Source organism: Klebsiella sp. K-Nf6, assembly GCF_002806655.1.
GTDB lineage: Bacteria > Pseudomonadota > Gammaproteobacteria > Enterobacterales > Enterobacteriaceae > Klebsiella > Klebsiella variicola.
The window spans coordinates 94,247-120,031 of the sequence record NZ_PIBN01000013.1 but is presented as its reverse complement, the minus strand read 5'-3'; the positions used below and the strand labels follow the sequence as shown (position 1 = coordinate 120,031).

Annotated in this window: 32 protein-coding genes; 5 read left to right on the top strand and 27 right to left on the bottom strand. The window is 52.1% G+C overall.

What is annotated here, in order from left to right; all coding sequences use genetic code 11:
• Positions 1-96 precede the first annotated feature (96 nt).
• A complete protein-coding gene (locus CWM61_RS28850; protein WP_071785618.1) occupies positions 97-342 on the top strand; it encodes a hypothetical protein in 246 nt (81 codons plus the stop codon).
• Positions 343-386: 44 nt separating this feature from the next.
• Here the strand turns inward: CWM61_RS28850 and CWM61_RS28845 are convergent, their stop codons facing one another.
• From CWM61_RS28845 to CWM61_RS20265, 7 genes are all read right to left on the bottom strand, one after another.
• On the bottom strand, positions 387-908 hold the full coding sequence (locus CWM61_RS28845) for a hypothetical protein (protein WP_023157795.1): 522 nt from the start codon (positions 906-908) through the stop codon (positions 387-389).
• A 323-nt stretch (positions 909-1,231) separates the two neighbouring features.
• Entirely contained in the window at positions 1,232-1,744 is a 513-nt protein-coding gene (locus CWM61_RS20290; RefSeq protein ID WP_040252051.1) for a hypothetical protein, read from the bottom strand.
• A gap of 186 nt (positions 1,745-1,930) precedes the next feature.
• The gene (locus tag CWM61_RS20285) at positions 1,931-3,460 is read right to left on the bottom strand and encodes a conjugal transfer protein TraG N-terminal domain-containing protein (protein ID WP_100631817.1); all 1,530 of its coding nucleotides are present in this window, start codon (positions 3,458-3,460) and stop codon (positions 1,931-1,933) included.
• Complete coding sequence (locus CWM61_RS20280; RefSeq protein WP_079935430.1) at positions 3,460-3,792, bottom strand: hypothetical protein; 333 nt, start codon at positions 3,790-3,792, stop codon at positions 3,460-3,462. Before CWM61_RS20280 ends, CWM61_RS20285 begins: the two co-directional genes overlap by 1 nt.
• A gap of 1 nt (position 3,793) precedes the next feature.
• The gene (locus tag CWM61_RS20275; RefSeq protein WP_100631816.1) at positions 3,794-5,209 is read right to left on the bottom strand and encodes an integrating conjugative element protein; all 1,416 of its coding nucleotides are present in this window, start codon (positions 5,207-5,209) and stop codon (positions 3,794-3,796) included.
• 15 nt (positions 5,210-5,224) lie between these two features.
• Positions 5,225-6,175 (bottom strand): TIGR03756 family integrating conjugative element protein, encoded by a 951-nt coding sequence (locus tag CWM61_RS20270; protein ID WP_100631815.1) that lies wholly within the window; start codon positions 6,173-6,175, stop codon positions 5,225-5,227.
• Entirely contained in the window at positions 6,175-6,573 is a 399-nt protein-coding gene (locus CWM61_RS20265) for a TIGR03757 family integrating conjugative element protein (RefSeq protein WP_100631814.1), read from the bottom strand. Before CWM61_RS20265 ends, CWM61_RS20270 begins: the two co-directional genes overlap by 1 nt.
• 224 nt (positions 6,574-6,797) lie before the next feature.
• Between CWM61_RS20265 and CWM61_RS20260 the strand changes: the two genes are divergently transcribed.
• On the top strand, positions 6,798-7,358 hold the full coding sequence (locus CWM61_RS20260) for a mobilome CxxCx(11)CxxC protein (RefSeq protein ID WP_100631813.1): 561 nt from the start codon (positions 6,798-6,800) through the stop codon (positions 7,356-7,358).
• 11 nt (positions 7,359-7,369) lie between these two features.
• Complete coding sequence (locus tag CWM61_RS20255; RefSeq protein ID WP_100631812.1) at positions 7,370-7,588, top strand: hypothetical protein; 219 nt, start codon at positions 7,370-7,372, stop codon at positions 7,586-7,588.
• 46 nt (positions 7,589-7,634) lie between these two features.
• Here the strand turns inward: CWM61_RS20255 and CWM61_RS20250 are convergent, their stop codons facing one another.
• From CWM61_RS20250 to CWM61_RS20205, 10 genes are read right to left on the bottom strand one after another with little or no spacing between them, the layout of a single operon-like run.
• Entirely contained in the window at positions 7,635-8,018 is a 384-nt protein-coding gene (locus tag CWM61_RS20250) for a hypothetical protein (RefSeq protein ID WP_100631811.1), read from the bottom strand.
• Complete coding sequence (locus CWM61_RS20245) at positions 8,015-10,783, bottom strand: conjugative transfer ATPase (protein WP_165785293.1); 2,769 nt, start codon at positions 10,781-10,783, stop codon at positions 8,015-8,017. Before CWM61_RS20245 ends, CWM61_RS20250 begins: the two co-directional genes overlap by 4 nt.
• On the bottom strand, positions 10,780-11,181 hold the full coding sequence (locus CWM61_RS20240) for a TIGR03751 family conjugal transfer lipoprotein (RefSeq protein ID WP_100631809.1): 402 nt from the start codon (positions 11,179-11,181) through the stop codon (positions 10,780-10,782). Before CWM61_RS20240 ends, CWM61_RS20245 begins: the two co-directional genes overlap by 4 nt.
• A gap of 9 nt (positions 11,182-11,190) precedes the next feature.
• A complete protein-coding gene (locus CWM61_RS20235) occupies positions 11,191-12,657 on the bottom strand; it encodes a TIGR03752 family integrating conjugative element protein (RefSeq protein ID WP_100631808.1) in 1,467 nt (488 codons plus the stop codon).
• Positions 12,647-13,522 carry a TIGR03749 family integrating conjugative element protein gene (locus CWM61_RS20230; protein ID WP_100631807.1) on the bottom strand — a complete coding sequence of 292 codons (876 nt, stop codon included), beginning with the start codon at positions 13,520-13,522 and terminating at the stop codon, positions 12,647-12,649. The genes CWM61_RS20235 and CWM61_RS20230 overlap by 11 nt, the downstream gene beginning before the upstream one ends.
• On the bottom strand, positions 13,522-14,178 hold the full coding sequence (locus tag CWM61_RS20225) for a PFL_4703 family integrating conjugative element protein (RefSeq protein WP_023157808.1): 657 nt from the start codon (positions 14,176-14,178) through the stop codon (positions 13,522-13,524). Before CWM61_RS20225 ends, CWM61_RS20230 begins: the two co-directional genes overlap by 1 nt.
• On the bottom strand, positions 14,171-14,551 hold the full coding sequence (locus CWM61_RS20220) for a TIGR03750 family conjugal transfer protein (protein WP_100631806.1): 381 nt from the start codon (positions 14,549-14,551) through the stop codon (positions 14,171-14,173). The genes CWM61_RS20225 and CWM61_RS20220 overlap by 8 nt, the downstream gene beginning before the upstream one ends.
• 9 nt (positions 14,552-14,560) lie before the next feature.
• Positions 14,561-14,932 carry a TIGR03745 family integrating conjugative element membrane protein gene (locus tag CWM61_RS20215; RefSeq protein ID WP_087605485.1) on the bottom strand — a complete coding sequence of 124 codons (372 nt, stop codon included), beginning with the start codon at positions 14,930-14,932 and terminating at the stop codon, positions 14,561-14,563.
• Between the two features lie 29 nt (positions 14,933-14,961).
• Complete coding sequence (locus CWM61_RS20210) at positions 14,962-15,198, bottom strand: TIGR03758 family integrating conjugative element protein (protein WP_100631805.1); 237 nt, start codon at positions 15,196-15,198, stop codon at positions 14,962-14,964.
• On the bottom strand, positions 15,195-15,506 hold the full coding sequence (locus tag CWM61_RS20205; protein ID WP_023218694.1) for an RAQPRD family integrative conjugative element protein: 312 nt from the start codon (positions 15,504-15,506) through the stop codon (positions 15,195-15,197). The genes CWM61_RS20210 and CWM61_RS20205 overlap by 4 nt, the downstream gene beginning before the upstream one ends.
• A 338-nt stretch (positions 15,507-15,844) precedes the next feature.
• Here CWM61_RS20205 and CWM61_RS20195 point away from each other — a divergent pair, with 338 nt between their 5' ends.
• Entirely contained in the window at positions 15,845-16,540 is a 696-nt protein-coding gene (locus tag CWM61_RS20195; protein WP_410341942.1) for a phosphoribosyltransferase, read from the top strand.
• A gap of 229 nt (positions 16,541-16,769) precedes the next feature.
• Here CWM61_RS20195 and CWM61_RS20190 read toward each other — a convergent pair whose 3' ends face one another.
• From CWM61_RS20190 to CWM61_RS20150, 9 genes are all read right to left on the bottom strand, one after another.
• Positions 16,770-17,534: a TIGR03747 family integrating conjugative element membrane protein gene (locus tag CWM61_RS20190; protein WP_064407024.1), complete on the bottom strand. Its 765-nt coding sequence runs from the start codon at positions 17,532-17,534 to the stop codon at positions 16,770-16,772.
• Between the two features lie 9 nt (positions 17,535-17,543).
• On the bottom strand, positions 17,544-17,843 hold the full coding sequence (locus CWM61_RS20185) for a hypothetical protein (protein WP_100631803.1): 300 nt from the start codon (positions 17,841-17,843) through the stop codon (positions 17,544-17,546).
• Positions 17,827-19,911, bottom strand: a complete 2,085-nt coding sequence (gene traD / locus CWM61_RS20180) for a type IV conjugative transfer system coupling protein TraD (RefSeq protein WP_100631802.1) — start codon at positions 19,909-19,911, stop codon at positions 17,827-17,829. Before traD ends, CWM61_RS20185 begins: the two co-directional genes overlap by 17 nt.
• Positions 19,912-20,005: 94 nt before the next feature.
• Positions 20,006-20,506 (bottom strand): integrating conjugative element protein, encoded by a 501-nt coding sequence (locus CWM61_RS20175; protein WP_100631801.1) that lies wholly within the window; start codon positions 20,504-20,506, stop codon positions 20,006-20,008.
• A complete protein-coding gene (locus CWM61_RS20170; protein WP_406565086.1) occupies positions 20,503-21,051 on the bottom strand; it encodes a transglycosylase SLT domain-containing protein in 549 nt (182 codons plus the stop codon). Before CWM61_RS20170 ends, CWM61_RS20175 begins: the two co-directional genes overlap by 4 nt.
• Positions 21,051-21,650 carry a TIGR03759 family integrating conjugative element protein gene (locus tag CWM61_RS20165; RefSeq protein ID WP_413773466.1) on the bottom strand — a complete coding sequence of 200 codons (600 nt, stop codon included), beginning with the start codon at positions 21,648-21,650 and terminating at the stop codon, positions 21,051-21,053. The genes CWM61_RS20170 and CWM61_RS20165 overlap by 1 nt, the downstream gene beginning before the upstream one ends.
• Positions 21,651-21,765: 115 nt before the next feature.
• Complete coding sequence (locus CWM61_RS20160) at positions 21,766-22,485, bottom strand: hypothetical protein (protein ID WP_100631799.1); 720 nt, start codon at positions 22,483-22,485, stop codon at positions 21,766-21,768.
• Positions 22,482-23,078, bottom strand: coding sequence for a PilL N-terminal domain-containing protein (locus tag CWM61_RS20155; RefSeq protein WP_100631798.1), 597 nt, complete (start codon positions 23,076-23,078; stop codon positions 22,482-22,484). Before CWM61_RS20155 ends, CWM61_RS20160 begins: the two co-directional genes overlap by 4 nt.
• A 161-nt stretch (positions 23,079-23,239) precedes the next feature.
• Entirely contained in the window at positions 23,240-23,776 is a 537-nt protein-coding gene (locus tag CWM61_RS20150) for an STY4534 family ICE replication protein (protein WP_100631797.1), read from the bottom strand.
• A 511-nt stretch (positions 23,777-24,287) separates the two neighbouring features.
• On the opposite strand from CWM61_RS20150, the gene CWM61_RS20140 reads away from it, so the two are divergent.
• Complete coding sequence (locus CWM61_RS20140; protein WP_100631796.1) at positions 24,288-24,896, top strand: poly-gamma-glutamate hydrolase family protein; 609 nt, start codon at positions 24,288-24,290, stop codon at positions 24,894-24,896.
• Positions 24,897-24,979: 83 nt separating this feature from the next.
• Here the strand turns inward: CWM61_RS20140 and CWM61_RS20135 are convergent, their stop codons facing one another.
• On the bottom strand, positions 24,980-25,744 hold the full coding sequence (locus CWM61_RS20135) for a DUF4145 domain-containing protein (protein WP_133122467.1): 765 nt from the start codon (positions 25,742-25,744) through the stop codon (positions 24,980-24,982).
• Between the last annotated feature and the right edge of the window lie 41 nt (positions 25,745-25,785).

The window sequence follows — 25,785 nt, the reverse complement described above, 5'->3', positions numbered from 1 at the left end:
AAATGGATTATTGTATCTTCTCAGGAAAAGTGCTGAAATTTTATTTTGACTGGCCTTACTAATATGCTAGGGTTCTCTTATCAGGAGGGACTTACAATGAAAGATAGCGATAAAGCATCACCTCAATCAGATGTGTGGGCGATGATCTTCAATGGCTTAGTTGAAGCTATAAAGATGATTTTTTCAGTTATCCTTGCTATCGCTGCCGCTGGGAGCAAAACCTCTCACCCAGCGACTCCATCTATGGAATCAGAAGACCATCATTCTGGTTTCCGTAATGGTCATAGTGGACCAGGTTATTATGATAGTAACGATCACAAGTTAAGGCACTTTGATGATTAACTTCTGAATAAGACGTTTACACAGAATCATAGATAGGATCTTATTTAAGCATCATCAGTTGTGAGGGCCGTATATAATTTTTTTCCCTCCTCTCTTATTTCTTCGCGGAGAGATTCCAAAGTATCTATGTCATCTACCGGTAGCTTAATTCCTCTTTCCTTTCTGTCATTGTATGCTTTATTTGCAACTTCCTCGTAGCGTGCAGCTTCCTGCAAATATCCCTCAGCCTTACTGTAAATAGTTTCTAATAAACCAGGCGTTGCATTAATAACATCTGATACTTCTTTTGCATATTCATCCTTCACCAAGCCAGCAATGGCCTCGACCCCGGCCTGTATACCGTGACACATCATCATAGAATTCCCTTCCTTAAGATAATGAACGCACATCATTAATGGCATCTGCTCAAAAGATAGGAGTGCTGAGCGATGTGATGTGCTAGCGAAATCAATCAGTTTTTTATAATCCTTTTTATTTTTTTGTTTTGTTACTAACCAAGTTACCCCTGCAGTGAGGATGCAGGGAATAACAGTAAAAGTGGATACCAACCATTGAAAATCAGTCATTTAAATAAAAGCCATGTGAGATAATGTACATACTATGCATTATTCACCAACGCTATTATTTGATTAATGGTGCTGATTCCGTGGGTTGATAGATTCCTCACGTTGGACGCGACTCCTGCCAGCAACTCAACATCCACCCAACTTGCTCAATTGTCCACAGACATAAGCAGCTAACGCTTCCTCGATAGCGACACGATATGATTTCGTACCCATGCATCAGTCAGCGGATGCGCATTTAGCAAGGCAACCTCAATGCTAACTCCTTGTGCAAACCAACAGTTGCAAAGACAAAGCAGTGTCACAATTGGCTACGTATTTACACGTCACCTAGCATACTCTACATTAAAAGCAGCGATCACTTTATCGTGTAGCGCCGCGCATTCCTCATAAATAGCGTTTAGAGCTTCATCGCGATCCACTGGAATTTTAGCCACCAACTTAATACGCTCCTCACGAGTCGCCTTAGCTAGAGTAGCCATCTTCGCCGCTTCCATTACCAGATTTTCAGCCCGTTTAGCCAGATGCCACGCGCCACCCGTCGCTACTTCCTTCAAATTTTCGGCTCCAGTAGCTTTCTCCGAGTCTATTACTTCGCATAATTGGATGATGCTATTTTGTACACCTGCGGTTTCTGCTGCACCTGCGGCCTCCACGTAGTAACGCAATGACTGAAGCATTAACTTTTCTTCCCGATCTATATAGCGCTCTGCAAATAGTCGCTCATTCATTGCACGGGTTCCTACCATGCGGCGCTGCATAACACACCACATAACACCGCTGGCAATAACGCAAGGAACTACGGTAAACACGCTTAATAGCCAACCTAAATCTCCCATTTCGTCTCCTCGGTTTGTTAGGGAAAGATAACGGCGGCAGTCTGCATCATATCGATTTTGATTGTTTGTGTTTAATGGCTCCCCTTAATGGTTGGGAGATGAACGGCGAGTATCGCGACGAATTTGAGGGACGGTTTTCTATTCACCACAGGTTGTAGGACAAACCTACAGCCTGTGTATTTTTATTTATTTTTTCCCAGCCGAAGCACCTTTCGTAGCAACAGTTTTTACCACTTCACCTGCCACTCCAGGACCTTTAGCCCCTGCTTGTTGCGATCCTTCCGATGCTTTTGCAATCGCAGACGAAACAACGGCACCTATCTGAGCACCACTCCACCCCACAGCCCCAAACCAGAACATAGGCAACATCACATACATCGCCCCCAGTACCAGATTCATTATCCAGCCATCTGAGCCGGTGCTGGCAAGCCAGTTATTGAAGCTGTTCGTATACCCTTTGTAGCTGGCGTACATCAGCTCGATGAGCTTGTCATCCATCCAGCCGCCAAGCTCCCACCAGAACGGGACAAATATCAGTGCAAACATCGCAAAAGTAATGGTGACCACCACTTTCGGATCGTAAGCGCCAAACAACATGACCAGTGGGATACACACCACGATAGCCATCAGCAAAACAGCATGAACCATTGGCAATGCCTGCCGCAGGGCATCAAATGCCGGGAGCTGCGTCACCTGAGCAGAAAGCGCACCAAGACCACTCAGCGCCTGCTTAATGCCGGTATCGATGCCCGAACCCTGCCCCTGCTGGTTACCCATCATGTAAGTATCGCCACCACCGGACAGGTGCGTGTTCTGCGGACTCACCAGCCAGCGCAACAGGCTTTCTTCCCAGTTTGAAGGAGACTTTGCCTTCATCATATTGACCGTCCTGGTATCAAAGCTTTCCAGCAGGCGGCTTTTCAGCCCCTTACCCGATGCGCTCCACCAGTCTTTGCAGGTTGGATAGCCGCCACGGCCAACATTGGGATATCCACTGTCCCGGCTTTCGCTATACGGCCACGCGGCTCGCGGCGACGTCGAGGTGTAATAGTCGTAATACCCTGAAGTATTGAGAAAATAATCAGAACCAATCCAGCCAACTGAATCAATCGTGGCGGCGGTAAGTTTCGGATTGCTGTTCTTCAGCTTGTAATACGACTTTGCATAGCACTGGCTGGCAAACTCCTGCACTTCCTCCCGGATAATGGGATCGATCAGCTTAGTGTGCTGAACCTCAAAACGTAACAACCGGAAGTCATTTCCGCAGGGGATTGAAGCGATAGCCGCGTGCGTCACCCCTTTGGACAGGGAATGCACCAGATACCACCACGCCGGGATTTTCGCCGTCTGGCCGTTGAACTCTGCAATCAGCGGCCCGTAGCCGGATTCGTCCGGTTTCGGTACGTTCACGCCACATTGAGCTGAACGGGTACGATCAAATTTCATCGTCGTGATATCGATATCCTGCATTGGCATCGCACAAAACATGATAACCACGAACGCAACATACAGAACGTGCTCCATTCGCGGCAGCGCCAGCGCGCCCTTATTTCCTTCGTCATCCCCCTCTTCCCGAACCTTCAGCCAAACGCCAGCGATTTTAAACGCCAGCGGAATAGCAAAAATACCTGTGGTGGTAATAATCATCCACAGCGCGTTATTGATGAGCCAGCCCATAAAGACCAGCACCATTTCCAGATAGCTGTCAGCCGTCATCACATCCCCCAACGCGAACTGGTGATTTCAATCATCACGAACAGGCAAACCGTCATTATTTCCAGCCGGTAAACCTGAAAGCGCCGGGTACAGTGACGCAGGAAATAGCCCCGGACACGGTGCAGCCAGAAAAACGTGATAACCGTGTACAGCGCCAGTCGCCAGAACAGGAGCGGCGTTTTTATCTGAAGCAACCACGTCCTTAGTTCCGTTTCGCTACCCGCGAAATGCAACAGCGTGAAGCTAACCCCCCCGAGAGCCAGTATGGCGACAATACAGAATAGTGAGACCCGCAACACTCGCTGCCAGAGTGGTTTACGAATAACGTCCATCTTATTCCTCCACCTTCTGATTCAGGTTCTGCATGGCGTCATCATTCTGCTGCACCGGCTGACGCAGACCATGATCGGCCTCGCGGCTTTCCTGGCGCGTCAGGGTGACCAGAATGGAGTTATTGCTGATGGCTTTACGGATCTCCATTTCGTTTTTCAGCGCCATCACCTCACGGTCGAGGAACTCCAGACGGCGGTCGGACTCGTCAAGCGCCATTGTCTGATCCGCCGCATTTGGTTCCGACTGACCGGCCATCAACATCCGGCGCATACCGAGCGCGGTGGAAATGGTCTCTGACATCGCCAGCTCGCTGGCAAGACGCTGTACTAAAGCCGCATTATCCGGGTCATCCTTCAGCGCCTGAATAACACCGCGAGATACGACCAGATCCCCCGTTTTCAGCGTCGCCAGATTAGTTGCATTGGGCGTCAGGTTTCCGTTAACCAGCTTCACAAGGATTTCAAGATTCTCCTGCGTGGTTTCTTCCAGCATCGGCGAAAAACCGACGCCGGCAGTTGATGCGCCAGGTTCGTTTTCCACTCCGCCGCTGCTGCAATCGCTGGCCTCGGAACAGGTACGAATCGCCCTGTCACCCAGCACTTTAACAACGGCTTCCGCCGCCTCTTCGCTGGTCTTATACTTCTTGCACAAAGAACCATTACAGGCCGAGCCGCTGACGCCGCCACTACTGGTAACAGATTGCTTATTCAGAATATTGAAGCCCGCTTTTGCCAGGTCATGCGTGGGCTTAATTGCAGGCTGGCCGCTGCCACCACGTTTTTGCCCACCAATCCACTTCACCCCTTCTTTGCCGGTGGTGGTTTTTAGTTGGTTATCCGCAGCCACCGCATCCGACGTTGTGGAGACGATATTTTTGAACTCTTCCCCTATCGCCGCCTGCGTCCATTGGCTGGACGTGGTGTAATCCGCCATTTTCTTCGACATGTTCTGGCAATTGAGCTGGGCTTTATCAAACGAGACATTGGCCTGAAGCACGCCGTTGGTCAGTAGTTCATACAAGCCCGGGTTTGCTCGTTGGATGATCATCGCAGGCAAACTTGCAACCGCGCCGGTGGCGCTACTGATCACGTTGCTCATCATGTCCTTAAAGCCGCTGGTCGCGCCATTGAGCTGGTTTTTAACGGTAGTATTGATATCAAAATTGCCGCACATCAGATCGCTGTTCCAGCTAATCCCCATGCCCAGTTTTTCCATATTGTTGTTGCTGGGCGGCTGCGATATCACCGTCCCACCACCGATGGTATAAAAGAGGTTATCGTTAACCGCGCCTTTCAGCCCCTTACTGGAATCGGTGTTAATCACATCACTATCCAGATCGAAAACCGCCCGGGCCGGGAGACTCAGCGCAAAGCATCCCATCAGAACACCTACAAAAACGATGCGTTTATTCGTCATACTCAACTCTCCTTGTTATTGATAATCGATGCTGTAGAGGAACGTCTGGCCCCGTCGCTTACAGCAACTGTAGGGTTGCCATAACGCCCAGGCGTAATTACCATCGGTTGCAATGGGATTGGGGCTGTCCGGGAAAACAGCGCAGGATGTGGACAGCGACGGCGTGAGCTGCTGCCATTTATGATTGCGGGTGCCGGTGTTTTCCGTGACCGGCGAAGGAGGCCAGTAGCCCGGGCTGGCACTGGCCGTCATGGGTTGATAAACGTGTATTTGCCCGGTTCGGGTGACAACATCTGCCGCACGCTGCGCGACAACAGCTGCCGCTTTATAGTCATCAACCTGAGTAACAAACCCGCTGCGGGGGTAGACATTCCCCCACATATTGCCGCCAGTTGTAGAACCGATTTCTCGCAGCCCGGGTGTCAATGCTTCGGGATAAAACGACTCTGGTAAACCAGAACGCCACATTACTGCATCCAGGGTACTGAGAAGATACGGCATCAACGCCGTGGCAGAGCTGGAACAGGTATACCCCATCTGCCCCATGAACTTATTGAAGACGGGAGCGGCCAGCGCCGGATGGCCGATAACATCAGCATTTTTAAATTGCAGGTTATCTTTCCGCTCAACGCGTTTCTGCTCGTTCGCGCCGCCCCCTTCGGCAATACCGGAAAGGCCAGTTCCCAGAAACGACATTTCCGTCCAGGGATTGCTTCCCGTCTGGTTGTAGCTGGAAACAACCGCGTTAGGGATGTAGTGGCGTACTTTGGTGGAAGTCTTTACAACGCAGCCTACAGGCGTACAAAGCAGCCAGTAGCAAATGCCGACGATTTTGTATTCCAGGCACTGGGGGGATAGCGCACTGGCGATGATCTGCGCGGAGTTAATCGCTCCGGCCGCAAAGGGGTGAGCTGCACAACCCAACGCTAACGCAATCCCCAGTCGGTGCTGTCGAAGCTGTTTCATCACCGCGCCCCCTGAAATTCAGCAAGGCGGGCTTCAGCCACCGCAACGTCCGCCGTACCGTAAATCACGTAGCGATCGTCAAACACCACGGCGGGATACTTCGCCAGCTTAAGGCTGTATGCCTGTAGCACGCCCTGGTAGGCCAGTCCTATTTTTTGCTGTTTTTGCTGCCACTCTGGAGACTGGATGATGTTTTTTGCGATCTGTGCTGCCTGCACTGGATCAGCAGGCAACTCACCAAACAGCTGGCGCTGAACGGTATCCGGAGCATCCAGGTAAAGCACCTGGATGCTGGCAGCATTCAATGGGGGATTATGGCTGTCGGTGTAGACGACGGTCGCTGCCGGTGCCTGAGCAGCGACCGTCAGCAGTGGGATCAGGAACTCTGAGGGGGTCATAACGCACTCCTTTGATGAGGAAAATCACAGGGTGCACAGACCTGAAATGGGAAACTATCAACAAACACAAATGAGAATTCGAAAATTCCCACTTGAAATTACTTCGCTCCTCACAAAAAAGTGGGGGACTTTATGGGGTCGCATAACAGCCACGTAAAGTGTAAAATTCACGTTTCAAATCTTGATTTGGGTTTTCTTAGCCCTAATGAAAAGGATACTGAACAATGGCTGATCCAAATTTTACCAATCGCTGCCTAGAGCAGGAAATTTATGCCTATGGAACCGCTTATTTATTCGAATCCCGGACACGAAATTTCCGTTTTCGATTACGCATACTTAGTTTTCTATCCCTTGCTGTACCCTTAAGCGTTGGTGGAATTGCAATGGTAGCAACAGATGAAAAGTTATTACCAATTATTGTTTCTATTAGTGGGATATTAAGCGTCCCGCTATTCATTATGACTCTATGGTCTCTAGTTTTTCGTTGGGAAGAAAAACTTACAGCATCCGAATACGCCTGTAAAACAAACAATGATTTAAAAAATAAATGGCATGATTTATCCCAATACTCAGGGACTGATGCAGAAGAGAAGTTCCGTTCTCTTATAGAACGTGATCGTATACAGGAGCAATATGACAGATCACAAGATGTCTCAGAAAAAGATAAAAGACGAATGATGAGAGCGAGCCTGATTCAATACCGTCGAAAATGTGCAACCTGTGGGACTCAACCCACCTCAATGTCCGCAAAAAAAGTTACATGTACCACTTGTGGTAAATTCTAAGGAAAATATAAATGAGTGATAAAGCGAAGCGAGTTCTAGCAGTATGGTCTACATTAACAAAAGCCGAAAGAGATGAGGCTATCAAATTAATTAATAACTTCCAAAATTCTGATGAAAAAAGAAAAGAAGAAATCGCGTTGGAGTCGTTTAACGAAAGCGCCTCACTTCGCAAATCTACGACGATGAACTTTGGCCCCTTGGGAGGCGGCTGCCCATACTGTGGAAAATAATAATTGATAAAATAAGCTCCAGATTTTTCTGGCTGGAGCTTATTTTTTATAAAACCCTTACTACTTCCTGCAACAAATAAGCAGCATCCACCGCATCAGACACATTGATATACCAGCGTGGTGCATGTTCGTAATCCTCCGCCAACGGCCAGCGCAGACTGCCGGTTACAGTCAGCAGCAGGTTAACCGTACCCAACTTCCCCACCACCTGAACAGCCAGGCAGTTATGCCCGGCCACGCGATGAGGTGAACAGGTAAACGTCGCCTTCTCTCCCACCCGCTCGCGGATCTGCCGGCATAATTCCGCCAGTTGCGCATGATGGTGCTGGCTGATTCGCGGATTGCCCTGTGGCGGCGCATCAAACAACACGCCGGTACTGGAAATATTACCGTCCACTACATCCAGCACTGTGGATCTGAATCGCATCATGCCGCCTCCTTAGTGGCAATCCCACGGGCAATATCGAGTTGATGCGCAATACGCTTCGCTGCGTCCAGCTCGCTAATACCATGCTCAACCATCAGCGCCCGACGCGCCGCCTTCTCATCCTTCTCGGTCATGCCCAGCGCCAGATACAGGCTCGGCGGCACAGCCCGGAACAACGCTTCAATACGGCTTGCCAGCACCACGCCTTCGGTGTAACAGCGCGGCGTTTTGGTCGCGGAGAGCAGCATCGCTTTTTGCTCGGCAGTGAGCTTTTTAAAGCGGGCTATCTCTTCCACCTCTTCAGGCGGCATTACCAGACACAGCCACCATTCAATCATATTGAGCATCTTCTTAGCCGTGGCCGGGAAGTCTTCCAGGTTCTGCGTTGCCAGCCATAACCACGCGCCGAGCTTACGCCACATCTTCACCACCTTAACCACATACGGAGCCAGCAGCGGGTTAGTGGTGATCATATGCGCCTCATCGGTCGGGAAGACGATCTCCCGATCCAGAAACTGGTCACGTTCGGCGATGTTGTTGATAGTATTAACCAGTGAGGTATAGGCCACGGCCAGCGGCGCTTCATAGCCTTCACGCGCCAGCGTACCCAGGTCAATCAGCGTGACATCCGCTTCCGGCCAGTTCTGCCCGGGACGGTTAAACAGTTCGCCCAGGAAGCCCTGCATAAATACGCCCAGCGATTCACCCATGTTCTGCGCCCGGGCGCGGCGAACCTCGGGGCGAGACTCATCCTGCGCGAAGGCGTAAAACGCATCCTGAAGGTCACCGGTGATCATCTGCCGGTCTTCATTCCAGGCCTTACGCGCCCCGGCCAGGATCGCCTCGCGCATCATGCCCCGATCGGCACGCTCCAGCCGTGCCTCTTCTTTGGCTTCCCCACCGGTTACCATCAGACGCGCCACAATCTCCAGCTCCCCCAGAATATCTCGCTCTTCCTCCGCATCACCGTCCGTTTCCTCCACCTCGATACGTTCACTCAGCTCACTCTCATCAATATTTTTCACCGGCGTTTCAATCAACTTGTACGCATCGGCAAACGGAGCCAGCGAAATACCACACCCCGGTTTGATACTGACCTTGTTCACCGACAACTCCAGCTCCGCGCAGTAGTCGGCAAACAGGCCAAACGAGTTACCCGCTTCAGCAATAAACAGACGTGGCCGGTGAATAGCCATCAGTTGAGCAAACAGGCTGTTGAGCGTCGCGGACTTACCCGAGCCGGTCGGGCCAAACAGTACCAGGTGCGCATTTTTAGAACGGTCGGCACTATTGAGCGGATCGAACGTCAGCGGCGCACCGCCCCGGTTAAAGAAGGTAAATCCCGGATGACCGGTGCCAGTGTCACGGCCAAACACCGGCAGCATATTTGCCATATGCTGAACAAACGTCAGGCGGGTGTACCAGTTCTTTTTATCCAGCGTCGGGTTAAAGCACATTGGCAGCGCCCGAAGGTAGCCGTTCAGCGGCGCAACGTCGTATTCCGGCTTCACCGGCTGCAATCCGGCGTTCAGGAGAATAGCCGTCAGGTCGCGCTGGCGGCTATTGAGGACTTTCAGTGACTCCCCGGAGAGAAAGAAAGTCATGCTGGCGCGATACAGTTTGTGCCGTTCACCCAGATAACTTTTTGCCGTATCGGCATCGGCGCGGACGCGCTCTGATTCGGTATTCTCGCCAATGGCGTTTTTCGCCAGGTGGTTGAAGCGCTCTTCCAGCACATCCTGCGGCTGCACGACCAGCGTCAGGGAGAACACCGTTCCTTCCGGTAGCAAATCCATCAGCGCGTTGATGTTCTCCCCTTTGCGGGTTTCGCCGGTAAGATGGCCGACCGATGGCGCTCGACGGATGCGATCGATGCTGACCGCTTTATGCGGCCGCTCATCGAACCACCACACACCGTTCTCCACATCGGATCGCGGCGGCGTAAACATCAGCGTTTCGCTGAAATCGTTAAGCACCGGCAGCTCGCCGTTGCGGGTATCAACATGTGCCGCCGTGCTGTACAACGTCTCCTTATCCACCCACTCAGGCTCAGGATTAAACCAGCGCAGCAGCCAGGCATGAATCTGCTCGCCGTTCTGCCTGGCAGTCACAATCCCCGCCCCGGCCAGCGCCGAAGATAACCTCTCGCAAACCTGATTCAGTTGCTCTTCCGGTGAATACGGCTCAGAGACACCTGGATTGACATAGCGATAAATCACCATCCGGGTACGGCGCTGCTGGCCGCGCCACGGTGCGCCGGTGACGGCTTTATCAATAAACAGGCCTTTCGGCACGGCGATGCCGCGCATATGACGCTCCATCTCATGCAGGTACGCAGCGGTGAATGCTGTTCCCTGCGCCCACGGTTTGACATAGCCACGCAGCTTATCGATGTATTCCGTCACATCGGTTTCGTCCTGACAAAAGAACTGAATGACCCACGGATGGCTGTCCCGCTCGTCAAAGCTGTCCTGAAGCGCATCCTCAACGATATCGCGGATCTCTTCCAGGCGTTCTCCGGTACGCCCTTCGGTTCCCACCGGCACCACTTCAAATACGGCGCCCACCGAAACACCATCATCGAGCAGAAGGCTCTGGCTTTCCGGCAGGTATTCCACCCACGGCAGGAAGTCGATGAACGAGGCGTTATTGGGGTACAGTGAGCGCACACCGTCCTGCGTCAGCCTGCCGCTCTTTTTCAGATCAGGGCGGGATGATTCACCGGCAACGGGCTGCGACTGTTTTTTCGTGAACAAACTGAACATCAGAGAGCCTCCAGCCGCTCGCCAGGTAACGCATACTGCACCCGGCTGTAAAAAGAGAAGACAGAGCTGTAACCCGGCACTGGCGCAGGTTCATTACCCGCCATATGCGGGTAGATATAAATCACCATATCCGGGTTTGGCAGGCGCGGGAAAAGCTGCTGGATTTCATTCTGAGCATCGCGGGTATAGCTCTCTTCCAGCGACTGACGGGTTGCCAGATCGGCATCCGTCAGCCCCCGGCGTAACACGCTACGCGCTTCGGTTGTGGTCCGGGCGCTGCTGGCCTTGTTCTGCCACATATCCAGCATGGTGCTGTCGCCGGGCGGCAGCATTTCATCTTTAGAGGTACTGCAACCGCTCAGCAACAACGCGACCAGCATGAATAAACCGTATCCTTTCATGTTCTCTCCTTAATCCAGCTCGTGTTGCTGGCTGACATCAAAATCGTATTTGACCTTACGACCCTTCTCTTCGTAATCAATCGGGATCTGACGGGTGATATGCACAGCAACATTCGCGCCAGGAGGAACGTAAATCGCATCAAACATCTGGCCGTATCGCGCCTTCACCCAGTCGGCCAGCTCGTTCGTGCCACCTGATAACGCTTTCCCCAGCGCAGCCTGTCCGGCACTGCCGGTCAGCGTACTGGTGATAGATGTCCCGTCAGTGGTTGTCGTGGTCTGACTCTCGGCCATCGCGTCCGATGCGGCACCGGCGGCAGAGAGTGCAAACAGCGTAGGGAGATAGGTTGCAGCGTTGGTTTTACGGTCGCCGGAAAGGCAGGGAATGCCGTGCTCATCGGACAGCCAGCCAATACTGCCGCCATTGGATTTCCCGTTACTGCCATCGCTGGATTTTGCCGACTGCGGCACTGTGCGTACCGTGCCGTCAGTGAAAACAAACGTAATGGAGTGAACGTCACCACGTACACAGGACAAAACCCAGTCACCAGTGGCCGTACCGGACACGATAGCGCCTTCAACATCCGGCAACTCGACGCCGTTGGCAGTCAGGTTCTCTTTACCGATAAGTACCTTGAAGGGATAGGGATCGGTGACTTTGCCATCAATCGGCACACGTCCCAGCAATGCAGTCATGGCCTGGCTACCAACCAGCGTGGAGTTCTCCGGCAGGGTATAGACGGGCAGTTCGGTTTCTTCGATGCTCTGCTGGTTTTTTGCGTTACGATCCAGTTCCGCTTTCTGGCGAGTGATCTCGTTATCATTCAGCCCACCAAACGCCGTGGGGAACTGGAATGTGCCGGTGCCATTGGTCGCGGCAGCCGCGCCGGTCACCGGTTTACCGTTACGATCCAGTTGCACACTATCCTGCGGTTCAATCCAGACCGTGCCTTGCGCCACCGTTTCAGCCTGCCCGGCATCTTCCAGCCCCAACCCGACCGGTAAGTCACTGCCGGCGGGAGTATTGCTACCCGCCCCCGAACCGGGAACCGTATTTTTCAATGATTCCAGCAGGCCAGCCAGCCGCTGCTGCTCGGCCTGAAGTTTTTGCTGTGCCTGGGTACTTTCCTGTTTGACGGCGTTAACCGCATCATTAATACGGCCATCCACGTTATTGCCCTTATTTTGCAACCGGGCATTTTCTTCGGCCAACGCGGCATTCTGTTTCTCCAGATTCTCCTGATTGGTCTGGATCGTTTTAATACGCCCGACCAGCGTACGCAGCGTATCCTGCGGCGTATCGCCCTCGATGCCGAGGATGCTCAGTTCTTCCTGGGTCAGGTCGGCAACAGTGGTATTATCCGCCGAATCCTGTGTCTGTTTCGAACCTCCACAGGATTTCACGCCGATCATAACTGCCGACAGCAACACCACCGGCACAATAACCTTCAGCAGGGTATTCGATTTAATCTGCATCGCCCTTCCCTCCTTTGCCTGTTTTTGCCTTCACTGGCTCAGGAAGAAACGCGGCATCAGGACGCCCTTTGGTTACCAGATACACCGTCGTGGTATCTTCCGGCGTTCCGCTCGCGTCCAGCCAGCGATGCTGGAATGTCGCGCTGTAGAAATTGCCCTGAAGACGGCGCGGATCGAGAACCACTTTCTCCACACGCTGATTACGCAGAGTTAGCGCCACCACGCTGTAGCCCTGCAATCCCCATGCGGCCAGCGGTTTCACCTCAACAGACTCGGACGGCAGCAATGACGTAAGCCTGTCCGGCAACGCCAGCGAAATGGAATGTACACCGGGCAGCGGCTCAATCGTGCGCGACGGTGCGTACAGGCTTTGCGCGGCATAGCGGGTTAAGGCTACCGGCAATGGCGTGGTGGATTTTTTCTCTTTCGGTTTCGATGTGGACTGCCGTTCGCCAACTATCGGGGCTTTGCTATCGGTCGTTGCAACATCACCGTTTCCCGTCGAGCTGGAGACTTCCCCCTGATACACCAGGCTTACCGGCTCCAGTACGTTTTTACCCTCTTCGGCGCTGATATCCAGCAGGATCATCTCGCCGTTCTCCACATCCTGAAGCACCAGGCGGGTACGGGCAAACTGTGCCCCGGGTTGCAGGTACACCGCGCCGCCGGTACTTTGTACGCGCAATTTCCCCTTCAGCTCAGGCGGAAATCCGACGCGCACATTGCGGTTCACAAACACAATGCGCTCCTGCCCGACATGCAGGGATACCGGCAGCGGAATACGCTCCCACTTCACCAGTTCAACCGCCTGCGCTGGTAATGCGGCAAGACAGGCCAGCGACAGTAAAAATCGTCGTAAACTCATCAGTTAAACACTCCCTTTTTCTCTTCCTTAACCACCGGGGCCGCCTCCAGACGCTGCGGCGCTTCCGAGAGACAATCCAGCGCCAGACCAAACGGGTTAGCCTCCGGATTTTTATCCCAGCGCACCACTTTCAACGGATAGCGCACCAGTGAGCGTTTAACCGGCTCGGAGTTAACATATTCATCGGTAACCAGATCCAGACGAACCTGCCAGTTATCGCGGTCAATAATGGTGACGCTGTCATCCCGATAGCCCCGCTCAGGGATCTCCGACACGCCGCGTACACGATCCCGCGATTCCCCCAGGTCCTTACGCTGCTTCGCATCCTTATGCAGCAGTTCCTTACAGGTCGGCGTCAGGTAGGCCGACAGCGTCTCGATACGATATGGATAATCAACGTCGCCATCCTTCGGCCAACTGTTCAGTTGCTGGAAGATATAAAAGCTGAAGGCATACACCGTTGAGGGAGGGATTTCCCACCACGGACGGGAGCTGCCGGAGCGGAGATCGGGGGGATTGTGAATGGTCAGATTGCGCGGAGACATCATCCAGCCAAGCATGGACAACACTAACAGTACCAACATAACCCCACACGCAGTGCGGAGCGTCCAGATATGATTGTCCCGGGCATTCAGGGCATTTTTAAACTTACTCATGAACGGCCTCCTGACGGCGAACCACAGAACGCAGACGGCGTAACGCCAGTACCTGGCTGTGTTGTATCAGCCCTTTTGTTCCCATGCCAGAGTGGCTTAACAGCAGATCCAGCCTGCGATAGAGGTAGTTTTCCGGCTTGCCGCGCTTAAAACGCGCCATTAACCTGCCGCCAAAAATAATCGTGACCAGCGGCATCAGCATCGCCACGGTCGGAAAGGCTATCCAGCCGAGAAATGGCAGAACCGGTATGGCGACCACGAGGCCGCCCAGTACGCTGAACAGCGCGGTAAATCCCAGTTCCGGCGTGGTGAAGCCACGGAACACCACCGGCTCAGCATTCAGCCTGTCAGGCATAAATTCGATAGTCGCCATACGCCATCCTTAAAGCAGAACCGTTGCGGCCTTAGACGCCAGCCAGATAACAACGACGATCAGGATCACCCCCACGACACAAAGCATCCCGAATTTAGCCCAGGTTGATTTCCCGTCACGGACTTCGGCAAAGGTCGCAATAATGGCGTTACCGACGGCCAGCATGGCAACCGCCGCAAGAATTAATCCGCCCAGCACGATACCGTCATTGAGATATCCGGAGATCTGACCGTAGAAAGAGCTATCAGTGCTGCTTTTCGGACCTTCAACAGTGGGTAACCCCGCCCGGGCAGCAGAAACCCCAGTCAGGGCAACGGCCAGACCCCGAGTACACCAGAGACGAAGAGAAAAACGCAGAGAAGATAATGCAGAGCAAAACATAGTGATTTCCTTAATAAGAAAAGCCAGGCCTAGCTGGCAAAGAGATAGATAGCGATAATGATGAGAAGGACTGAGCGGATGGCAAAACGTACCAGAGCCTGCTCTTTGATATGACCTGTCGCGTACCCCCGATAAACATGCAGAAAACCCCATCCCACCCACAAAATCAGCAGGGCAATCAGCGCACCAATAAACACGTTGCTCAGCAGTGCGGGATCGGCGTTACCGCTTGCCGCTTTAAATGCGCTGGTCTGGGCATCGTTCACGGGCGACGCTCCATCCGGTACTGACCGGTGAGAGAGGCCGAAGGCACAGGCTGAGCACGGGAAGGTTCCAGGTAGATACCGATCCCCTGGCGAATCGCCTTGATGTCCTGCGTTGCCCTCAGATAATCGAACCAGAAGCGCCCGTTCTGTCCATCCTGAACGGCGACAACACGGGCGCGTTCCAGCGCGGCCTGCACCTGATCCAGTTGCTTCATTACCAGCGCCAGCTCGTCAGACTCAGCGGCCTGAACGCCCGACGTCAGCATAATCCCCAACAGGCACCATGCCCGGGGTTGTGTCATGCGCATGTAAACCTCCTTCAATGCGATTGCATGTACGGAGGAAGAGTGGCGAAAAGCGTCCTGATGGGCAGTAAGAAAACAGAAGTGGAATTTTGAAAATTATGGAAGGGGTAAGGCGTGGCGCAGAATGCGCCATCGGGGTTCTTTGCCACCCCGGCGCAAGCAGGCTTGCGCTCCCGGCAAGGCTCCATAAGCGCAATCGAAACAATGTTTCCATTGCGCTTATGGAGCTGAAATTGCCCCCCTGTTATACTGCGTCACTGCTTCCAGTCAGGTGAATAAAAGTGGGATTAATACTTCAGGGACATAAAGTTATCGTCGATCATGATTGCCGTGACTGGCTAATTACCCGTCCACAGGGCAATCCCACCATAGAGCACTCTGGCGACCTAAAAATTTATTCCGTTTTCAAACGCCAGTTGCTCTCAGGTAAGCGCAGACGTAATCGTGAACAACGGCAACTTGGCGATAACTGCCCTTTGATTTATGCCCTGAAAGGAAAAGAAGAACTTACAACTGACATATCCAGCATTAAGAGGCTGTACGAAAGTTTTGGGATCATCCTGGAGCAGATAGTAAGACAAGAGCCTGATGGCTATCAGCTTACAATTTCCATGCCATCTGCTCATAATATCAGTCATATAGTGGCAAAACGGTTCGCCAGGAGATTTGGATCTGTTCACACGGCAAATCTTTTACGCAAAATAACGGTTGAAGAAGCATTCAGACTCTTAGATCGCGCAGATATTAGCGTCGAAGAAACCAAGAGCCTCGACTACCGTATTAAGTTGCAGGCTAAAGAAGTTGGTTTTAAGGGTAATTTCTCACTTAAAGGTATTCCTGCTGGTCTTCGTGATGCGCTCCCACCGCTATCACTGAATGTTTTACCTGAGCTAAACTTCCGACCAATGCGGATTCTTCTCGTTGACGACCTCATGGCTTCAGGTACAACGTTAGGCACAGCTGCACATATCATTTCACAGCAATATCCTGGCGCAACGATTCATGCCGCATGTTTGTTCAGTTCTATTGGAAGGTAGTACGACTTGATCAAAAATGAGCAAGCGTGTATAAAGGATGTATAGAGTGTGCTTGAGTCTCCCCGCTCTTTAAATCCAGATGAGACCCGCGTAGGCACCCTGACTGGGGTCGGCCTGTAAAGGGCAGATATCAGTTGGTTAGGCAGCGGCTAACCCTTCAACAAAAAATTGTTGTCGTAGAGTGATGTTGAAAGGAGAGCGCAGGCTCTCCTTTCGGCTTTCTGGCATATCATAAATACTTCTTAAAACTTCCCATCGTCACCGAAATCGCCAGCCCCATCAGCAATGCCGCCGGTAGCAGCAGCAAATTCGGATACACTGCGAACGGCGCAGACAGATACAGCACGCACGGTATATACATCGCTGGCTTCACTAAGCGTTTGGCATGATGGTAGAGAAAACTCGACTCATATGCTGCACCGTAGCGACGGAGATCGCGTCGTACCATCCCGTCCGCGATCCCCACAATGGCAACCAGGATAAATAACGGCACTGACAACACCAGAATGGTGACCCGCATCAGAAAGACCAGCGACACATACATTGTCGCCATCAGATATTCATATGCGACCTGCACCGCCCAGGCACTCCAGGCATTTAGCTCATCCGTAACGCCATTGCCGCTTCCGGCAGTCGGCGTCTGAATCGACTGCAACCAGCCAGTAAAGCCGCTGTTTACAAATAACCACTGATAACCCAGCACGATCCAGCTCTGTACGGTCACCACCGGCGATGACAGCAGCAAACTTTGCGTAAATCCTTCAGCAAAATAACCGCTTTCCGTCTGCATAACGGCACGACTATGTTCCGCACCCTGATCCGGCCAGAAGAACGCGATACCGATATATTCCACAATCAGGCTAAACAGCAGCGATACCAGCAGCATCCCGATAATGCGCCACGGCGTATCCCACAGCAGCACGGTGAAAAAACCATGTGGCTTTGGGGGCGTAGTGGATTGTACCGGAGCTGAAGATGTGTTCATCTGCGACATAACATCCCCTTAATGCACCGCCAGCGGCTCCATCTGGCAGTTCAGCAACATCTCTTCCTGCCCAACCCAAATCCACAGGGTAACGATATCCGTGAGCGTATCAACGGTGGCTTCATATCTCGGGCGATAGCCCAACGAAGTCAGACGCTCAATAATTTCCGGGATCTGAAGTGACGAGCAATCCTGCTCGCACAAAACATCCATCACATCACGCGGGACTTGCAGCTTATTTTGTCTTGAAGACGCCATAACCGCTTCAACCCGATAACGTTGTTTCATCATGATTTCCTTTTCAAAAAGTAGCTGCATCGTAATCTCCCGGTAACGCACTCCCCGACCACCAGGCATCGCTGGTCCGGTAATTTCGCTGCATGTAATCTGCAATTTGCCCAATACTATCCGGCATCAGGGCATCCGCGCCAGCAGCGGGCAACGGCATCCGGATCTTCCACAATCGCCCTCCTTCGAGCAAGGCAAATGCCTGTCCTTTCGGCAGATTGATCACGTTCGCGGCAGTGATCAGCGGCGTGCGCACCGTACTGACCCTGTCCTGGGTATTCGAGGTAAAATCGCTGCCCATTTCCGGATTCGAGATATCAGTGACACCGGAAACCAGCGTTTTGGTATAGACCTCCACTTCAGGCAATTGTTTAGTCATCAGCTCCGCTGTTTCCGTATGTCGTACCCGCAGCATCACCAGGCTGTTAAAGTTTCCCACTACCTGCGCCGCTTTCGCCGCATTGCCCAGTCGCGCCTCAATATCCGGCAGCGTCTGGGTATAGGCCGTCACCTCAATACCCGCCCCGCCGCCCTTGTTAATTAGCGGGATAAATTCATCCCCCATCAGCTCGTTAAATTCATCACAGTGCAGGCTGATCGGCGTCTTCTTACCCTCATCACCCGGTAAACCGTCATTTACGCCAAATTTGTAGATATGCCCCGCCACGGAGACCAGATCGGCAAACATCGAATTGCCCACCGCCGCCGCGACTTCCGGATCGGACAACGCATCAAGGCCGATATACACCACGCCCTTTTTACGGATCACCTGCTGCCAGTCAAAGATAGGACGGGGATCGGACATATCGGTGTAGTTTGGCGAAATCAGCTGTGCTGTCTTGCCGGAGGTCAGTTTCTCCAACAACGGCAGCAAGCTGGCGACAATCTTGTCGTAATACTTCTGGTCATAACGTACCGACGAGCGCAGGCCATCGAGCACAGGATCGTAAATCTTCTTCCCTTCGTCGCTGTTCAGCACCTGTTCTATCGCCACCACCCGCAACGAACGCCCTTCCATATGCCGGGGGATATCGCGCTCATCCAGAATTTGCGCCAGATTCTCCACCTGTTGCCACAGCGCCGGAGTGTGCTTCACCATCCAGGTTTCCGCATAAGTCTCAAACAGATCGCCGATATTGTTCACGTAGCGCTGGATAAGGCCAAAATCCGGGCGCTGCCCCAGCGCAACCAGCGCCCGGGCAATGATATTGACGAAACGCCAGGCGAACTCTTTGAATGCGGCGCTGTTACCTTCACTACTGAGCTGACCGGCAACACGCGAAGCCACTTCCGAGATTCGACCAAAACGCCCGACCGCGTTGTAACGGGCGCTGATATCCGGCCAGCCCAGATGGAAAACATGAAATTCACCGGCGCGACCAGCCCGGTGTGCCTCGGCATACATGCGCTTCAGCAGATCGGCATCTCCTTTTGGGTCGAAAACAATGGTGACGTTACCGCGACGGATGTCCTGGGTAATCAGCAGCTCGGCGAGGCGAGTTTTGCCGACGCGCGTGGTGCCCAGAACCAGCATATGCCCGACACGCTCACCCAGACTCATCGAGACATTGACCTCATCCGGTTCGATACCATGCAACGCCGGATGACCGCCGACCGGCGGCAATGGTCGAACGGGATTCAGCGCCGAATCACGGGCCAGCAGCTTGCACAATGCAGGAAAGCGATGCTCATAGTGCTGCTCAAAACGGCGTGCAGCCTGATACAACGCCGGGGGATTCACATACCCCGCCACCTCCGGGCGCAGGGTATCGAGCAGACGCTGGGTATGCTTTTGCTCCCACATGAACCCCTTCCCCAGAAATAACCGCTGATTGCTCACCGGCACCTCACTACTTGTCACAACATACCGCGGCAAACGCCGGATATTGCGCCGGTAACGCAATACCCGTAGTCCCTGCTGCGTGCGTTTCACCGACAGCAGGGCAAACCCTGCCGCCGTGACATAGCTGACTGAAGGTGCCAGAGCCACCGCCCACGGTGCCATCGCACAGATATAGCTGGCACAGGCGGCAACCACAGCGGTATTAAGCTCCACCGCAGGCCGCAGCATGGCTTCGATAACGTAGCGGTCGCTCATTTTTTCCTCCCGTCATTCCCGGCAAGCAAAATTAACCAGACCAGTAAATTCACCGCGATCAGAAAGAGACTGATTTCATCCACAGGTAATCCCCTCATTGCTCCAGACCTTTCTCGCTAATCAGTACCGGATAGTGAGAAATCCCCAGCCGAACGGCCAGATCGCTACCCGAAACCGGAAGCAACTCCAGCCCGTTCGCCTGGTGCTGCAAATCATCCCATGCCGCTTTGCTGACGATATTCACCACATAGCCCACGGCATTAAGCTGAACAAGCCGATCGCGCCGCAAAGCCAGCCAGTGCCGGGAAAGGTCGTCGTCGCCTATCAGGAAAATCGACCGCATTCCGGGCATAGAGAGAGAACGAGCTTCCAGCGGCCCGGGCGAAAGCTCCGGGGTACGAATGGGTAATACCGATGCTTTGTCAGGTGTTGACAGTGTCAACACTTGCGAGGTGGATAGAGCTTCCTCCTGATTGTTAATACCGGCAAAGTATTCAGCCGTTGACTGTCCGCCCAGATCGGCGACAACGGTCAGCTCTGCCTGACTTATGCCCGGAAACAGCAGTGCGAGAACCAGCGGAAAACGCATCATCATTGTGTTCCTCCCTGATTGAATGCCAGCGCCTGTACGGACGGCTGCAACGTGCCGAGGTGACGTGACACGATGGCCTTATAAGTTTGTGCAGGTTTGCCGCCTGCCGGATGGTGATAGCACCCCGCAGCCGATATCCAGCTCCCGGGACTACGCTCATAACAGGCTCGCAAAATGCGAGCGGCTACGTGCAAATTGATATAGGGATCAAATGCTTCCCAAGTGGATGTGAAATAGTGGCCGTTCCAGCCCAGATTGACCTGCGCAATACCGACATCAATACGTTTGAGCGGATAGCGCCGCATAAAACCTAACAGCGCCTGGTATGCTTCGTTCCGGGAGGTGTAGCGATACCCCTTCCCGGCAACATTAATTGTCCACGGCCACGGACGTACGCCATGCACCAGTTTGCGGGATGTCTCCGTCAGCGCCACGCTGTACAGCGCTTCGGCGGGAACATTTTCCGCCTGTGCAACCCGGTGATATCCTTCCGGAACAGATTGCGCCGCCAGACATTCCGAAACGCCAATGAGCATCGCCAGACACATCAGTTTACGCGCTGCCATCCCTGCGCCCCCTGTTGCAATACAACCGGCATCAGCCCGTTGCCATATTTCAGCCACATGCCATTGTCATGGTTCAGCGTTACCTGGCGGGATTTCACCTTTTCAGCAGGGATATTGTGTTTCTTCGCCCAGTTTCGGACCGCCTCATCCTTACCACCGCTGCCAACCAGATAGATATCCAGCGGCCGGTTCGATTTCATTAATTGGGTCAGCTTGCGATCGCAGGCCGGGCAGTTATCTTTCACAAACAGCGCCTGACGGGCGTTACTGACTTCACTCCTCAGATCCTGAACGGGCAGAACGCCGGGATAGACCCGCATCCACGCACTGTTCACTTCTCGCTGAAATGCCAGCTCCGCTTCAACCCGCTGAAATTCCTGCTTCACCGTCAGCTCGGCAAAATGACGGCGCTCTTCATCACTACGCGCCTCGATGCCCAGCATCGTCAGGGGATCTAACCCCGGAGACAGCACGCCGCGCCGTCCTTTTTTCAGCGTCTCATAACGCTGCCACTCTTCCGCTGTCAGCCCCCACTCCTGTGCACTCCGCGTCATTTGTTGCTGTTCCAGCGTCTGTAACAAGGTATCCACCGTCTGGCTGTTTCCCTGAATCACTGGCGATACGGCAAACGCGACTGTTGACACTGTCAACACTCCTGACAGCAGCACAACATTAAACTTTTTCATCCCGACCTCCTTATCGCACCGTCAACGTCTGGTTTTTCCCCGCCACGCGAAACTGGGCCTGCTGCCCTGAGATCGCCAGCAGCGTCCAGCCCTGACGGGTTTCCCCCGGTTCCATTAACGTTATTTCTGTCAGTTGCGTTGCCGATTGCGGCGCTATCGCGACAAAGGCGAGCCCTCCCCGCCGTTCGATACCGGTGAGGACGAAGGGTGCAGTAACTGGCCGCTGTGCTTTCTGTGTGGGCTTCTTCTTTACTACCACCGCGCCAGACGTTACGGCAGGAACAACGGCAGCGACGCTGGCCGGACGCTGATTCAAAACACGAACCTGCTCCTGAAGAGAAGACAGCCCGGTTTTAAGGGCGGCAACCGAAGCAGCCTGCTCACTCTGTTGCTTATCCAGCGCATCAACCTTCTGCTGCAAAGCAGCAAGCGCCGGTTTGTCAGCCATCCCTCCCAGTTGCATTCGTGACTCTTCAAAATGCTGTTGCAGCGTTGTTAGCTGTGCCTGGAGTGGCGCTATATCCGGGCTACCCTGCAACGCAGTTTTAAGCTGGCTGACCTCGGCGGAAAGCACCTGGACGGACTTCAGGCTGATAAATGTGGTTCCACCTAATGCAAACAAAACCAGCCCGCCTAAACCGTAACGGACTATCGCCCAGAGTTTGCTGCGTGCTGGTCTGACAGACTCTTTCATTTCCGGTATCTCCATGAAACTCGCGGACTCGTTCATTTCAACATCCTCTGTGGAGCCGGAGCGGTGATATTGACGGGTTGAGGAGGTAGCGGCACAGAGACCGAAGTGACCGACGTTTTCACCGCTTCCGGCGGCAAACGATAGCCATCACGTAATGAATGGCAGACGATCCGTTGAACGGAATCAACCTCAAGCTGCCAGGCCGATCCGGCCAGGATTTGTAACGCCTGACTCAGGCGCATTGGCCCCAGTTGATAATGCACAGCAGGCAACATCTGGTTGTACAGCACCCGGTTCGCCGGTGTCGTACTGCATAACGAGTACCCGGACTGGCGCAGGGCATAGCGCATGGCATCCGCCACGGTCGGCGATAATGACGCGGGGATACGGATATCAATAGTCTGTTCCAGAGGCGCACGTTGCGCAGCGCTCGGGGAAGTATCAACCAGCAGATAGCGGTCATAGCGAACAACTTCGGGAGAGGCGGCATAGACATCCAGTCGGGCTGGCTGGACGTTGCCGTTCAGTGCCGTGGGATGAGGTTGCGTATCAGGTTGCTGGAGCTTTTGCGTACAACCGGCCAGGATGCTGGCAGTCAGACAGACAGCCATTGGGATATGAAGATTCATGCAGGTTCCTTAGTCAGACAAAAGAGGTCCAACTTTGCGAAACCAGCGGTATGTCCTCAACGAACAACTGTTTTTGCAGCACAAAAAAAACGCCAGAAAAATCTGGCGCTAATGCAACTAACAAGGAGGGTTATAACGTGGAGATTAGCTTCTTTCTATTATCAATATGCGGAGTCAGTAGACTCAGGCTTTTCAGCTTTATAAACCATATTCTGCCCCACTTTGATAAAACTGATTTTTATCAGCCTCGCCCGCAGTGACGCTCTTGATTCACCCGCATGATCGCCTTTGGTCAAAGTAAACACATCGGCAGTCAGGTTGCTGAGTTTAAAGCCGATAAGTACCTTCTTCTCTTCATTCACCGCATTCTGGCAGCGTCTGATTAAAGAACTGGTCTGTTTACCCGATACCGTGACATCAAAACGCGTGTAATCCGGTTTATCCGTTGAGCCATGTAACGCGTTAATTGTACAGCTCAGGAATGAACCCGTAGCGGTGTTCATTTCGCGAATGTTACTCAGATAACCCAGCCCATCAATATGCAAATTAAAATAGCTAGATTGTGGTTTAGGTTGTGCCGGTGCCGGAGCTGCTGATTGAGCTGGAGTTGCTGATTCAGCAGGAACGGGAGCCGCGGCTTGCTTGCTGGCGCTGCCTTTTTTAGGTTTAGCGGTAGTGGTTTTAGATGCTGTAGACATGATGTTTCTCCTGGAAAAATTCGATAAACGGAGAAACATCCCAGCCGGGTGTTTTCCCGCTGGGGTGTCAGACAGATATACACGAAATAATTCGGGTTACAGGAAGGCGGCGACGCAGCGAATCCCCGGGAGCTTACTTTAGTAAGTGACTGGGGTGAGCGAGGAAAGCCAACGCACATGTAACCTGAAGAATGAAGTGTATGACGCTGACGGTCTGTTGTTGAAGTATACCTTTATCGCTGCTGCGATCCCTGCTTTCAAAGGTTAAGCAAAGTTACCGCCCAAAGGCATCGTCTCTCAGGTCACGACGATTTTGGCTGGCAAACACCCGAAGGCGTCCCTCTCAGATTGCCGGGACATTGGCTGTTGTCGGAGACAACGGGGTAAGAGTAGGCATTGTTTTGAATTGGTAGGCAAAACGCAACATGAAAATAGATGACTCTATGAGCTTAGATTTTTCTAACAATGAGATGCAAACTGTGCATATCCACATGAGATAAAAAGAGGATCTATGAGTAACGATACATATTCTTGCTTCGCCGACTTTAAAAAGGCTGAAGGTGAAAAAAGTTTTCATATTACCTGCGAAATGGAAAACCGTAGCAGAACATATGCAATTATAGCCCCGCATGGCGGCATGATAGAACCAGGAACGGCTGAAATAGCGAAATCCATCGCTGGTGATGACCTCTCATTTTATATTTTCAAAGTAATTTCCAAAAGCAAGCCAGATATTGACCCGCATATTACAAGCACTAATTTCGATGAGCCAAAATGTTTAGAATTACTAGAAAATACAAAAACGATTTTGGCAATTCACGGAGCAAAAGACCCAAAAGACACCCCAAAAGAAAGAGTCTGGGTAGGTGGAAACCTTCGTGTAGCATTTGAAACTCATTTGAAGGAGATGTTACAATCTCTCGGGTTTTTAGTTGAAATTAATCCTAAGTTCACAGGCAACTCTCCAAAAAACATTTGCAATAGAGGTACTAGCCGACAAGGGATGCAGCTTGAACTAACAAAGTCACTTCGCGACAAAATAAAAGATGATCCAGACCTTCTGAGCAAATTCACCGATGCTGTTCGTACTGCTATGATGCTCACATACCCTGTAAATTAGCAATATTGCTCACTTCTTGGAGAGTTCTCATCTCTATTAGGCAAAAAGGTCAACTGTCAATTGACCTTTTGTCATTTAAAAATTTATTCTCCAGGACCTTTATTCTTATTAATCCTAGCAATTATTTCTGCAATTCTGTCCTGATCAGAATCATAAATTTTCTTTAAGACATCCTCTATTATTTCATAAATATCAATGACATCATCAACACTAAGTTGGGTTCCTCCTTGGTGACTACCTGCATTACCATTCCATTTTATTGCCAGCAATGCGTCCTTAAAAATTTTATAATCAGAAGGGATTTGCTCTATTCTGTTATGCAGTTTAATAAATCCCCCCTGCGCAGTTTTATCAGGCACACCAAGTTCTGTCAGTAATCGCTCAACCGCAATACGAATGTTATTTGCTGCAGAACTTGGGCTTGAGAAAAATAATTTGAATGAGTCATTCAATGATTCGCTTACAGAATCAGGGCAACTTTCCGGTACAGAAATTAACTTTAAAGCTGGCTCAAAATATTTGGGAATAAAGTGGTCATCATAAATAGGGTCTGGATAACCGCCGTCATCATCAGGTTTGTACCCGATAATGCCTATAAATCCAATTCCACTGCTCGCGATAATCTCATTACAACTATGATCACGGCATCGAAACATGCAAGAATATCTGTACATAATCTCTTCTGGTATCCACTGTTCATACCTAGCCAAAATCGCATGAGATTCTTGGGTTATCTCTTTGTACAGAGAGGATTCAATTATCTCCAACGTTCCAGACTTACAGGTTGGGCACAACCAAGGGATGCTTTCAATCAGGGAAAAATAAGATGTTAATTTCTTTCTATCCACTTTATCGCTTCCTCAAACAAAAAAGGCCCGATCCCATCCTG